Origin of the sequence: Pantoea trifolii, assembly GCF_024506435.1 — a bacterium.
GTDB lineage: Bacteria > Pseudomonadota > Gammaproteobacteria > Enterobacterales > Enterobacteriaceae > Pantoea > Pantoea trifolii.
The window spans coordinates 2,428,640-2,440,853 of record NZ_JANIET010000001.1 but is presented as its reverse complement, the minus strand read 5'-3'; the positions used below and the strand labels follow the sequence as shown (position 1 = coordinate 2,440,853).

The following is a 12,214-nucleotide window of genomic DNA, read 5'->3' as shown; positions in this document are numbered from 1 at the left end:
GTGATGGCTCCGTTAAAGCAGCGCGAAAATCAGCAGCGCCAGCGCGGCGAGCGCACCCCCTGCCAGCGCGGCAACGCGCAGGGCCGAAGTGGAACCGCTCTGACGCACCGGTGCGCCAGGTGCAGGCGTCGGGCTGCGCGGTGCTGCCGATGCCGTCGCGGCACTTGCAGGGCGCGGTGCGGCTTTCGGCTGGTGGACAAAGCCGGAAACCGCGCGATCGCGCAATACCTGGTAGATGTCCATCAGGTGCTCAAAACGATCCCGTGAGAAGTTCATCATCAGATACGCGGACTGAAGATTGTAGTAATCCACATCCCACTTGCTTTTATCGGCCTCGAAACCGAGCGCCAGCGTGTTTTCTTCATAGTCGGCAAACAGTCCGGATGCGCGAGATTCCGCCCATTTCATCGCCTGGCGAACCGTCTGTGCATCCAGTCGGTTATTTTCCAGTTCAGCAACCAGTGCTGAACGCAGGCGGTTGAGGGAGCCGGACTCAAGCGCGGCAAGCAGGCTCTGGCCAGGCGTAAACGTTGTGGTTTCATTGTTGTTCATGTTTCTGTTTCCGTTGTCCTTATGCGCGGCAGGGGGGGCGAGAAAGCCATCATGCTGGTGCTCGGTCAGCCACTGGCTGAGGGCAATCAGATGCTGCGCTCGTTCCAGCGAGAAGTTGTGCTCAAGGCTTCTGACCTGCAACGCAAAGTAACCGCTGTTCCAGTCGATGGTGTCGTGGTTGATGGCCTCACAGACGCTATCCTCCCGGTGGGGGTCGAAAAGCGCCGGTTTCGCCGCGTAAGACTCCTCCAGCATGGCGTTCAGCAGCGCAAAATCACGCTGCGGACTGTTGAGCGCTGCCAAAAATGCGTGGTGAAAATTCTGTTCCATGCGGGGTTACTCCTTCAGGCTCAATGTGTTGTCGAGGCGTGATTTAAATTCGCTGATCCACGATTTTTGCGCACGAGCCCGGGCAATGGCGTTCTCACGCGCTTGCTGGTCGCTCATTTTCTCCTTCAGACTGGTGATCAAGGCGTCGAATTTGCTGTTAAATTCGCGTTCGATAAATGCGATGTAGCTTTCGACTAAGCGGTCTTTATCCGTTTCGGTTTTTTTCCGCGCCGCATCAATCAGATCTCTGAAGTTGCCCTCAATTTGGCTGCGTTTTTCATTCCAGAGTTCGGACATGTCAACAAATTCCACCGTGCGGTAATCCCAGACGGTACGGGTACTAAACCAGGAGAAGGGGTTCCACCACGATGAGTCGCTAACTTCGCGCGGGTTATAACGTTCTTCCCGGCTTTTAATATTGTTGGCGTTTAGGCTCAAATTGAGCGAAAAGTTCGCCATGCTTTCTTTCAGCCCCTGGAACAATGGCAGCTTGAGTTCGCGGGTGTCGCCGAACAACTCGCTGATATAGCGGCGATACTCCACCTGCAACTCGTCCTTAATTAACGTTTGCGCAGTCTGGAATGTGGCTTCGAACGCATTGATCAGCTCTTTAAAACGAAAACTTGCGTCGCGCTCTGCTGCATCCAGACGGCGCTGCGCATCGGCTGGTGTGAGCTGCGAATCTTTTGTGAATTCGTTACCTTGTGCTTTGCTGGCTGCCAGCACCTGCGCCAGTTTTTGCGTGAACACGGCAGCAATGTGCAGCGGCAGTTCTTTCCCTTTCTGGCGCAGTGATTGCTTGTACACGTCGGTATCTGCGCTTTCTTTGCGCTTTTGTTCGAGCTGGCTGATTTGTTCGTTCAGGTGCGTGAGCGCGCGTTCATCCTGATCCAGTTGCTCGGTGAGCTCGGCTTCACGCATGCCTTTCTCTATCGCCTGATTGAGAGCCTCATAGGCCCGTTTCAGGCGATTCGGGAAGGTGTATTTATCAATATATTCGTCAATCATCACCTCAACGGCGGGCAGCCCGCTGCGGTAAAGGGCGCGCGACAGGTTGCGTTGCTCCAGCGCACGGCTGACGCGTGAAGTGAGCGGCATATAAGAGGGTAGATTCATGCTGGCTTCTTCAAGGAAAAGCTCGGTCATGGTGTTGAGCTCGCCGCGCTCTTTGCGGGTGAGAGCATCGGGTTTTTTACGCAGCAGGCGCGTCAGGTTGGCCGAGATTGGGTAAACCTGCGGGTTTTGAATGCCATTATTCTGCAAATAGGTTTTGATCCGCTCCAGCGCCGCGCCGACGTTTTCCCCGTTTTCAGGATCAAAGTTATCCATCTTGTTGACGGCGAAAATAAAGCGATCTTTGCTCTGCTTGCCGCCACGCATCATGGTTTGCGCGACTAGGCGAAGCAGGTGCTGGTCATCATTGATCCCCAGCTGTGAAGCGTTCAGCACGTACAGGATCAGCGGATTGCGCTGCGAATCCTGGATGTAGCTCATGGTGACACGTTCGTGCTCGCCGTCCTGGCTGTTATTTGGCCCTGGGGTGTCGGTTAGCACCAGGCGCACATTATCGCGCTCTTGCATCGAGACAATGTTGCCACGCAGATCAATCTGGTGGGTGTCCTCCAGTTGGTTCCACTCTTTAAGCAACTCTAACGATACCGGAATTTCTTCACCTGGCCCCGTGTGGCTGCTGATACGACGCGCCATAAAGGAGGTGCCCAGCATCTTGTCGTCGGTTATCTGCGCGATGGTGGCGGTGGTCGCTTCGTTGGCGGCGGGCAGGAGATCCTGGCCGAGCATGGCGTTAATTAATGTGGACTTACCCGATGACATGGTGGCGACAACATACAGGTTGAAGTCGCGGTTAAACGCCTCCTCGAACCCGCGGCTGACCTTTTCGTTATTTTCGATGTAGTCGTTAAACTGCGGATTCTGGCGGGCTTCTTCCATCATTGCCTGAATCACATTCAGGCGGTGATGAACCTCTTTAACCCGGGTCAGCTCCAGTTCGATCGTCATACCTTTCTGGCGGGCGGCGTCTGCCGCTTCCAGCACATCCATATAATCGGATTCAACGCCTTTGAATTCGACATTAAAAGCCAGATCGCCGTTAAGCAGACGGCTAAGTTCATCGAAAAGAGTTTCTACCCAAAGCTGAAGACGCAACTCTTTGTAGCTTGACAGTTTGCAGCCTTCGGCAGGTTCGGAACCGTTGATTAAAAAGCGGGTTTCAACAATAAACGGGTTATGTTCGATATATATTTTATTCATGATGCGCTCTTCAAAGATAATGTGTCAGATAGAGTTCCAGCGTCCGTACGCCGCTGTAGGCGGCAAACTGGCGCAGTTCGCTCCGGCAAAACTCATCGTTGCTGACGGTGGATACCGCGCGTTGTGTTAATTCCTGCCGCAATGTTTCCCGTAGCGGTTGCGGGATCAGGGCGGCATTGTTAAGAACGTGTTTATTCAGACGAAAACGTGCGAGTTCGTTACGCAAATGGCGGGTCTGTGAACGGGTTGTGCCCAGACGGGTGAGCATTTTTCTCGCCACTAAGGCACATTGCATCATTGCCGGAATGATGACCGGCGCGCTAAAGCCATTTTGTTCCAGGTAGCGGGCGGCGGACTGCACGGCGTGTTCAGTGGTTTCACCTTTATCTTCGTCAAGTTCGTCGACCTTATTTAGTACGAAGATAATCTGCTTACCCGGTCTGGCATCGAGATGCTGTTTGATGTCCCCCAGCAGACGGGCATCATCCCGCGTTGCGGGCTGGGTGGCGTTAAGCACATAGACAACAATGCCGTCATCACACCCTTCCAGCGCCTCTTTCAGCAGTTGCGCATGGCTGGTGTCCTGGCTGTTATTCGCGCCAGGCGTGTCGTAAATGACCGGTAAAAAACGGCTTTTGCTGAAGGCTTTCACGTAACCGCTAAGTTCAATATGTTTCACCAGCGGGCTGTCGTTCCAGGCGTGCAGAAGCTGATTATCCACGGCGTCCGCCATCTGATAGCGCTTTCCCTCCCAGGTAAAACAGATGCCGCGCATGGTCTTTTCATCCTGACCGGCATGCTGAATACGAGTAATGGCTGCCGTCGCCGCTTCATTCGCCGACCACAGTAAATCCGTGCCGAGGAGGGCATTGATCAGCGATGTTTTCCCGGCGCTCATTGTTGCGGCAACAATTATATTCACCTTGGGTAAGGTGCGCACGAGATGACGGGGCGGCTGTTTTTTATTCTTGCGCATAATTCGTATTTTCAACGAGGACATATTTTATTCATCCAGCCAAGTTTTAATTTCCTGCGCCAGCTCATTTTGTAAGCTCTGGGGCGCAATAATTTTCAGATGTGGGATCCAGTAGCGCACTACTGGCGTTATTTCAGTTTTATGGGAAATTCGCGTGGAGATAATTAAACCGCCATCGGCCATTTTCTTTTCGATGACCTGTTCATTTAAAAGTTGACGGCGTTCAAAATATTCGGCTACCTGCGCTGAGACTTTCAGCACCACTTCGAACTTCTCCTCACTTGCCCAGACGCTTTCTTCCTTATTAATGTTCTGGCGTAAATTCTCATCGGCGCTGAAGCGTTCGAAAGTACACTCCAGCGTGGCGATTTTGCTGAGGGTGAAGTGTTTGATTTTTTCAGCATGGCGAGCGGCGAGATACCAGATGCCGTTGTAATTAATCAGTTTATAAGGTTCAACGGTATAGTGGCGTAACGCATCTTTACGACGGTAGCGAAACCCCACAATACGCTGCTCGTCAATCGCACGTTGCAGGCGCGGGAAATTAACGCTGTGCATGTCATCGTCGATATATTTATGACCGTGCACCTGAAAATTATGCTGGCCGGAAGGGCGGAAAATGGTATTCAGCATCGATTTATCGAGTGCCGGAAACAGGCCTTTAATCCCAGCCAGCCCGGAATAGCGCTCAATACTGTTGCTGTCGAAACGCCCCAGCATTTCCGGTGACAGCGTATAGCCACCATTATTTGCATCGCGCTGGAGTTCAAGAAATTGCAGGCGTTCTTCAATATCACGCCGGATCGTGCGCGTGCAGACATCATACTGTTCTGCCAGTTTTGCCAGATGCAACGTCTCGCCATTATTCAAGCGTGTCAGAATATCCGCGATGCGAAGTGCTAGCTGTGTATTTCGTTTACTCATTGACTGTCTGTCCCTTTTTTCCTGAACACAGGCATCTTGCCATGGCGAAATGACAGGGAGTGTCACACCTGACACGATCAATAAATGCAGCGATATACTTTTTGCCCTGAAGTGATTAACGGCAAATTATACATAAACTTGATAAGTAACAGTGTGTTAAAAACATAGAAAGATGATTTGATTTGACTTTTTATCTGAAAATCTTTTGATAACAGTCAGTTAAGAGATAGCAAAAAATGTTGACGCGAACGGAAGGAAAATATAGGTAGGTTAGAGAGAAAATCGTTGATAGGTTTTTAAGTGGTGACGCCATGGTGTAGAAAGCAGATGGCACAGCACGTGGTCAGAAGTCGAAGCGTCAGCGTGCGTTTTGTCTGTAAGCTGTTTGTCGTCAGCACAACTGAGGATTTGGTCAGTGTTATTTATACCTGAGTAACGTAAAAGGCTTCCGGTTCAACCACAAGAGGGTGTGCCGAATTTACTACGAGTTGTCGCTGAACATGCGAATAAAGCTGAAAAAACGACTGAAACGGGATAAACCTGAACCGCGGGTGGTGCCTGAAAGCAGCAACGAATGCTGGTCGATGGACTTCATGCATGATCAGCTATCAGATGGTTGCTCAGTCCGTCTGCTGAATGTTATCAATGATTTTAACCGTTAGGCACTGACAATAGTGTTGTGTGTAATGAACTAACTAAATGCGGCAATAGCCATAATGGGGAATGTGACGTTTTTTTTCATGGTATTTCCTCTTGGGATAAAGCATCAATTACTTCACCCAAAAGGAACCCTGATGTTAGCTAAGGTGATTATAAACCAGATACGTTTATATAGAATTGCCCGTTATTATCATCTGTCTTTTGAATCTTATAAGTTATCGGTAGTTCGGTTGTATTAGGAAGTTTAGATTGCTCATCTGTCAGGGCCATTTGAAGACTGGCGGCACACTGATAAGTATCTAATGATGAATTATGATCTAATGTTCTGACGTTAATAATCTTCAACATCAGGCTGTCGGTATTACCGGGCACCATCCCTTCCATCTGAGAATTTCTGAGTTGCTCGAATTGTTTCTTTATCTGTTTTTGAGCAATATTAACAACCAGCCTTTTGGCATCATTACTGTTACATTCAGGTGTGTTATCTCCGCAACCAATCATCAGGCTTGCAGATATAAACAGTAATGCTAATCGTATATTCATTGAGTTAGTCCTTATTGATGTTTTTTCCGGTAACACTTTGTTCCAGGCGAATGTGTTCGATAACTCTGGTTGCGAGGTTAAAGTCTGTGCGAAAGTGAAACTGGGCTGTTTTAGTATTAAGGTGTTTTAGCCCGTTCTGAGAAATGAACTTTATAGTCTTTTCATAAAGCTCTTTATCCATTTTTAGGCTGAGTGTTTTATAATATTCTTCACTCCCTATCGCGATCACTTTCTTTACTGGCTGATAGTTGTGAATCGTTATCTGTATTTATTAATAACTCCAGTCTTTCAACGCGACGGGTAAGTTGCATGACGTGCCAGATGCAAACTGCAATCGCACCGATGGCTGCCCCATTCATTATATTCATCGTTTACGTTCTCCTCATTTTACTGTTATTTCTTCCGGTAAATCCCATCCATTGCACCTGTAGCGGCCAGGCCGCAATAACCTTCACATCCCTTAGTTATTACCCTGATTTTGCCGTTGTTCTGTTCACTAATGACAGCTACGCACTGGCTCGATTTATCGTTATAAACCCAGCGATGCTCCTGGTTTTCTGCGGCACCAACAGATTGCGCTGAACCTTCCATATTGCAGATGCCGGAGGCCTCTTTGGGTGCAGCGTTAATGCTGAATTCAATGCCATCACCGCCTGCTGCCAGTGATAATGAACCGTCAGGTTTAACGTATTCTGTAGCGGTAGCCAGGGCTGATGTGCTCAACAGCAGGGTGGCTAAAATGACTCTTTTCATTATTTATTCCTTGTCAGTTAATACGAATGTTTTTGGTGATTTTCCCGAAAGTGAGCGGTCTGCGTTTCTCGACATAAAAATAGGCAACATTGAACGCCGACTTTTTATGATTGCCCTTAACAAGAGAAGGCCAGTCGGGGAAAGCCTCAATCTGGGCTTCCGAATAGGGAGTAGTAGAGAAGTCGAACAGTACGAGCAACGCCTTGCCGTCGAACTTCATCAACTTCTTCATTTCCGTGCTATTGACCGTGGCTGATACCGTTGATTTGGCTGCGGTGGGCTTACGGACGGCGAATTCCACCGCCACATCATCAATTACAAAATCGATATAGCCATTCCCTGTGATTGAGCCTGGAAGCTTCCCTTTCACTTCCGGTGAGACATCATCCGAAAAGCATCCTAAAAGGTAGCAACGAACTAGCGGTAGAAGTTCCCTTTCACTGCACTCGTTAAGGCGTAGTGTTTTTACAAGCTCAGTGCGGTAAAGGGAATGAAAGAAGTACTCAAAGCTTTCCGTTACCGAAGTGATGGTGGTAGCCATGGCTAATCCTTGCCGGAATGTATTGAAGGTTGTTTATCAAAATAGCGGCTGGGCCATATCTCCTCGGGCATCATGCCCAACGCCGCAGCTATCAACCGTTCTGCCTTCGGATAGTGCTGACTGAAGGCATTGTTCAGTGTACGGGAGCCTAATCCCTGATCGCGGGATAACTGCGCCAGACTTAATCCACGTTTGTGTAGTGCAGCCACAATGTCGGCCCTGTGCCAGTCCTTAACCCTTCCTTTAGTTCGCTTTTTTTGCGATGCTACGTGGTTATTCACAGTGTTAACTCCTCTGTATCAGTACAGGGATATTAAATGCGAATAAAAGGAACTTATCAAGTTCTCTTTGTGGTCTTTTCTAGTGTTCCTTTTTAACGTATTGATATTATGGATTAAGTTAATGAAAAATATTTTGGACATATTGCCTGCTGATAAGAACCAAAGTGGCAGTATTGATAGCAGTGAGCAGTGGCTCCCGGCACAGGCATTTGCAGGAAAACCGGGGATGCCGGGTACGGCAAAGGGCTGCCGCCTGCGTCTGGAAAAGCTTGCAGCTATGCACCCGGAAATCAGGAGAAAGAGAACAGGGCATAAGGGCTTTGAGTACCATATTCGCGCTGCGGGAATGTCGCTAAAAAGTGAACGGGCAGAGCAAGCCACTCAATCTGTCGTTTCTCCTTATGGTACTGACGAACAGCTTAATCTCTGGGTTCAGTTGTTCAAAACGATGAAGCCCCATTCCCGTGACCGCTTGTTGAAGCAGGCGCTTGAACAGGTGGCTGATGATCTTGCGTTATCCCAGCCAGCTTTGCCAACAGAAGTGATTTCACTGGCGCATCAGTTACTGACGTTTTCGGAAGAGCAGCGTAAAAAATTGCTGGAGACTATTTCGAAGTAATAGTTCGCGCTGAAACGCTTATTTCCCTGAGTTGCTTTCTTCTTTTCTAATTTACGCAATAATAGTTTCCCTATGAAACTATTTGCTCGTTATGTATTGGTTTGATATAATACCATTACTGGAAAGTGTTATTATTAGCAGCTAGCCAGTCATTCAAGTTATCACTTAATTAAATGTTCATTTTATAGTAATCCTTCACTGGAGGGATGGTTGTATTTAAAGAATGTCAGTCTGACCATGTTTTAAGGCTTGATTTAGTTAATAATCTATTAAATGAAACTAATGATTTACCAGTCAAATAATGTATGAGATTGAAATGAATAAAATACATCAGGAAGGGCTTGCTATGCCCGTCGCTCAGGAATTAATAAACATTATATTAAATGAGGCGGGAAGTCCGCCGCCGCATAAAGCCAGAATAACCGCTGTTAGTTTATTATTTAAAGATCTGAGTTACGGCGCTGAAAAGGGTGGCTACCATCCTGTCGAAATACGGCTTATTTCACGCAATGATGAATGGTGTTTTGATTACATTACCGATTACAGTTATATGGGGACAGTATACCCCGAACTGGAAAAGGAAATTGATATCAGCTGGAGTCAGCAATACGTCTTTCTGGCTCATGTGGGTGACCTGTCTCTTAACGCCGGAAGGGAGCTGTTTGAACTCTGGCAATCCAACTTTATTCAATATCACACCATGAACGTCTACACCATTACCGTTCTCTGGGAAAGCTAATCCCTCTGCACTAACCATAACTATTTATGAGGAATTATCTGTGACTGATAACAGAGGGATACGTGCGTCTCAACAGGGAGAACTGGACTGTCTTTGCGGTGCTTATTGCGTGGTTAACATGCTGAGCTGGCTGTTTGACGGCAGGGTGAAACGACGCCCGTTAATGAACCGGCTTGTTCAGGCTTATCAGCAGCGCTGGCCTTTGCATGAATGGCTGACTGAAGGGATTGAAGAAGACCGTTTAGACTGTCTGATAGCTCAGGTGTTGCAGAAAGGACATTACAGCCGCCAGTTCCCGGTTCAAATCACCAAACCCTTTGCTGGAAAGAAGGTGCTGGCAGACGGACGACTTTTCAGGGAAATGCAGCGGTTTCTGGACGTCACTGACCATTCCCGCCTCATCCTTCTCAGCGATCAGTTTCACTGGTCCCTTCTGGTCAAAATAGATGAAGAAACGCTCTGGTTCTTCGACAGTAACGGGCGCACCACTATGCCACGTAAAGCCTTCTCACTGCGCACTGGTCTGACTCACCGCCAGCTATTTGCAGATGCTATCTATTTTATTGAACGGGAGTTCTGACATGACGATGTTTACAACTCGTGAAACCCGCATCCTTGAGCAGGCACGTGACATTATCAGCAAGTCTTATCAGTGTGGCGTTCAGCTATCCTGTCCTGATGATGTCAGACGGTGCGTAATGGTTGAGCTGGCAACGCTTGAACATGAAGAGTTTGGCATCATCCTGCTAAATAACCAGAACCAGCTGTTACATCGGGAAACTTTGTTCAGGGGCACGTTGAATACGGTCAGCGTTCACCCCCGCGAAGTAATCAAGCTTGTACTGAAACACAACGCCGCCGCAGCAATCCTCGTTCACAACCACCCCAGCGGCGAGCCGGAACCCAGCCGAAGTGATATCAATCTGACTAAAAAGCTAAAGGGGCTGCTGGAGATGCTGGACGTACGGTTGTTGGATCACTTTATCGTTGCTGGCGCTGAAACAGTTTCGATGGCTGAACGAGGACTGGTCTGATGCGAGCAGTTACTTGGTTTAATGTACGTTATTGCGGGTTAGGCGCATGAGCAGGACAGCGTTACGTCAGATTCAGTCGGTGGTGCAAACTACCGTGTTTGATGCGTATACTGGCGGTCTTGCTCCCTCGGGACGGCGGGGCATCACCAGCCTGTTAAACCGCAGCGCCAGCATACTTAAACACGGTGCGGATGCAGTTGGTTATCCGTGGGAACAACTTAACTACGCCGCCGTCGCTAAAGTACGTGCGGCACTGCTGGATGACGGTTACGCCGTGTCATCTGTCAACATGGCGCTGTCAGCACTCCGGGGCGTGGCGCAGACGGCTTTTAACCTCAATGGCATGAATGCCGAAACGCTGGCACGTATCCGGTCAGTTAAGCGCGTTAATGGAGATACTCAGCGTAAGGGAAGGGCGTTAGATAAGCAGGAAATCCGTGCGCTGATTCAGGCAGCAAAACAGCATCCGCGGCATGTACGGCGTTGTCGTGATGCCGCTATTGTGCTGACACTGTGTGGCACGTGCCTGCGGGCCGGTGAACTGGTTAAACTTGAGCGCCGGGACTATGACAACGGCATCCTGACAGTGAGGCAAGGGAAGGGGCGTAAATATCGAGAAATTCACGTGGCGGATGCAGTAGACAGGGCTATCCGCGCGTGGCTGAAAGTTGGCGCAGAAGAGGCTGACAGCGCACTGTTCAACCGTATCCAGCGCAGTGGTAAGGTCGCAGGCCAGCCTCTGACAACAACCGGGTTAACGGGTATCCTGGCTGAGTTACAGCAAACGGCAGGCATAGCACGTTTTACCCCGCATGACATGCGGCGGACCTTCATTACCCGCTTACTGGAGCAGGGCGTGGATATCAACACCGTCCGCCAGTTGGCAGGCCACAGCGACATATCCACGACAACCCGCTATGACTGTCGTGGTGAGAGCATGAAAATCAGCGCCAGCATGCGGATTAAATGCTGGTAACTCATAATAGTCGATATCAGCGCTTCTGAAGGTCATCAATATCTTGATTGAGGATTTCTAAATCCAGTAAGTCTCTTACCTGCTGTTCCGTCCAGACCGATAAACGATTCCCCGAACCATTCAGCGTGAATGTATTGGGGGCAGGATACCCATCAGTATGCATTTTCATTCTGATTTTAGCGATGCTTAGCCCCTTACTGTGCATGAAGCTCACAGCCTGGTAGAGATCGTATAGTTCCTGGCTTTTTGCGTTAAAAGCGGGAGTGACATCAGCTAACTGACCACCTTTCTTTTTGATATGCACTTCTTTGTAAACCTTATTGATGCAGTAGCTGACAACCCGGCTAAGTGAATCAATGTCTTTACGCCCCCCAATGTTGAGTACACCTCCCCGCTGGTCTTCGAATATTGCGGCAAGTTTTTCATAAGTGTCCTTACCTAAGTATATCTTTGTTCTTGAAAATCCTGCGTCCGTATATTTTTTCTCTTTCCTAGCTTTGTTGGCGGCATCCCTTTGGCGTTTGATGTTATAAAAATCCAAAAGAACAGTATCATCTGCTGTGCCTTCGGTTTTGTTGCTGTTATTTGCCATCAATGGCCCCTCAGTACATGAATTTCTTACGAAATATTGACTATTAATTGAGCTTTTTAGAGTCGAGGACTCCTCAATGATGAGAAGCGGCTCTTAGGATTCAACTATCAGGGTTTTAGCCGGGAAAATCCAAGAATTTGTTCATTTTTAAGAGCCGCTTCTCCTGTAAGCCTGATATTTCGAGTTTGATAGAATGGCTCCATCAGCTAACGGGGAGGCAAATATGAAAGAGAGCAAGTTAATTAAGATTCAAGAGGTATTAAAGCGCTGTGCCATTAGCCGGGCAACGTTATATCGCCTGATTGCTAATAAAAATTTTCCAAATCAGGTTTCGGTAACTGGAAATCGTTCCGTTGCCTGGCGAGATGAGGATATTCAGCGCTGGATTGATGAGCGCCCAACCATAAATCAATAAGGAGAGGA

General features: G+C 48.6%; 15 protein-coding genes and 1 pseudogene. 7 read left to right on the top strand and 9 right to left on the bottom strand.

Annotated elements, in window-relative coordinates:
• Positions 1 to 12 precede the first annotated feature (12 nt).
• From NQH49_RS11350 to NQH49_RS11335, 4 genes are all read right to left on the bottom strand, one after another.
• The gene (locus tag NQH49_RS11350; protein WP_256696684.1) at positions 13 to 882 is read right to left on the bottom strand and encodes a hypothetical protein; all 870 of its coding nucleotides are present in this window, start codon (positions 880 to 882) and stop codon (positions 13 to 15) included.
• 6 nt (positions 883 to 888) lie between these two features.
• Positions 889 to 2,943 (bottom strand): dynamin family protein, encoded by a 2,055-nt coding sequence (locus tag NQH49_RS11345; protein WP_256696683.1) that lies wholly within the window; start codon positions 2,941 to 2,943, stop codon positions 889 to 891.
• Positions 2,944 to 3,163: 220 nt separating this feature from the next.
• The gene (locus NQH49_RS11340; protein WP_256696682.1) at positions 3,164 to 4,153 is read right to left on the bottom strand and encodes a dynamin family protein; all 990 of its coding nucleotides are present in this window, start codon (positions 4,151 to 4,153) and stop codon (positions 3,164 to 3,166) included.
• A 3-nt stretch (positions 4,154 to 4,156) separates the two neighbouring features.
• Positions 4,157 to 5,119, bottom strand: coding sequence for a helix-turn-helix transcriptional regulator (locus tag NQH49_RS11335; protein ID WP_256696681.1), 963 nt, complete (start codon positions 5,117 to 5,119; stop codon positions 4,157 to 4,159).
• A gap of 338 nt (positions 5,120 to 5,457) precedes the next feature.
• On the opposite strand from NQH49_RS11335, the pseudogene NQH49_RS11330 reads away from it, so the two are divergent.
• A pseudogene (locus NQH49_RS11330) lies at positions 5,458 to 5,712 on the top strand (IS3 family transposase); the annotation flags it as partial.
• 151 nt (positions 5,713 to 5,863) lie between these two features.
• Here the strand turns inward: NQH49_RS11330 and NQH49_RS11325 are convergent.
• The 4 genes from NQH49_RS11325 to NQH49_RS11310 form a co-directional block, all read right to left on the bottom strand.
• Positions 5,864 to 6,256, bottom strand: coding sequence for a hypothetical protein (locus NQH49_RS11325; RefSeq protein ID WP_256696680.1), 393 nt, complete (start codon positions 6,254 to 6,256; stop codon positions 5,864 to 5,866).
• Positions 6,257 to 6,649: 393 nt separating this feature from the next.
• Positions 6,650 to 7,009, bottom strand: a complete 360-nt coding sequence (locus NQH49_RS11320; protein ID WP_256696679.1) for an acyl-CoA dehydrogenase — start codon at positions 7,007 to 7,009, stop codon at positions 6,650 to 6,652.
• Between the two features lie 13 nt (positions 7,010 to 7,022).
• Positions 7,023 to 7,550: a hypothetical protein gene (locus NQH49_RS11315; RefSeq protein WP_256696678.1), complete on the bottom strand. Its 528-nt coding sequence runs from the start codon at positions 7,548 to 7,550 to the stop codon at positions 7,023 to 7,025.
• 2 nt (positions 7,551 to 7,552) lie between these two features.
• Positions 7,553 to 7,831, bottom strand: coding sequence for a helix-turn-helix domain-containing protein (locus tag NQH49_RS11310; RefSeq protein ID WP_050320674.1), 279 nt, complete (start codon positions 7,829 to 7,831; stop codon positions 7,553 to 7,555).
• A 121-nt stretch (positions 7,832 to 7,952) separates the two neighbouring features.
• Between NQH49_RS11310 and NQH49_RS11305 the strand changes: the two genes are divergently transcribed.
• From NQH49_RS11305 to NQH49_RS11285, 5 genes are all read left to right on the top strand, one after another.
• Positions 7,953 to 8,450 carry a hypothetical protein gene (locus NQH49_RS11305; RefSeq protein ID WP_256696677.1) on the top strand — a complete coding sequence of 166 codons (498 nt, stop codon included), beginning with the start codon at positions 7,953 to 7,955 and terminating at the stop codon, positions 8,448 to 8,450.
• Between the two features lie 346 nt (positions 8,451 to 8,796).
• The gene (locus tag NQH49_RS11300) at positions 8,797 to 9,189 is read left to right on the top strand and encodes a DUF2787 family protein (RefSeq protein WP_256698419.1); all 393 of its coding nucleotides are present in this window, start codon (positions 8,797 to 8,799) and stop codon (positions 9,187 to 9,189) included.
• A 118-nt stretch (positions 9,190 to 9,307) separates the two neighbouring features.
• Positions 9,308 to 9,769: a hypothetical protein gene (locus NQH49_RS11295; protein ID WP_305961261.1), complete on the top strand. Its 462-nt coding sequence runs from the start codon at positions 9,308 to 9,310 to the stop codon at positions 9,767 to 9,769.
• 1 nt (position 9,770) lies between these two features.
• Positions 9,771 to 10,223 (top strand): RadC family protein, encoded by a 453-nt coding sequence (radC, locus tag NQH49_RS11290; RefSeq protein WP_256696675.1) that lies wholly within the window; start codon positions 9,771 to 9,773, stop codon positions 10,221 to 10,223.
• Positions 10,224 to 10,269: 46 nt separating this feature from the next.
• Positions 10,270 to 11,199: a tyrosine-type recombinase/integrase gene (locus NQH49_RS11285; protein WP_256696674.1), complete on the top strand. Its 930-nt coding sequence runs from the start codon at positions 10,270 to 10,272 to the stop codon at positions 11,197 to 11,199.
• Between the two features lie 16 nt (positions 11,200 to 11,215).
• On the opposite strand, the gene NQH49_RS11280 is transcribed toward NQH49_RS11285, so the two are convergent.
• Positions 11,216 to 11,791, bottom strand: coding sequence for a hypothetical protein (locus NQH49_RS11280; RefSeq protein ID WP_256696673.1), 576 nt, complete (start codon positions 11,789 to 11,791; stop codon positions 11,216 to 11,218).
• A gap of 223 nt (positions 11,792 to 12,014) precedes the next feature.
• Here NQH49_RS11280 and NQH49_RS11275 point away from each other — a divergent pair, with 223 nt between their 5' ends.
• Positions 12,015 to 12,206 carry a helix-turn-helix transcriptional regulator gene (locus tag NQH49_RS11275; protein WP_050919365.1) on the top strand — a complete coding sequence of 64 codons (192 nt, stop codon included), beginning with the start codon at positions 12,015 to 12,017 and terminating at the stop codon, positions 12,204 to 12,206.
• Positions 12,207 to 12,214 lie beyond the last annotated feature (8 nt).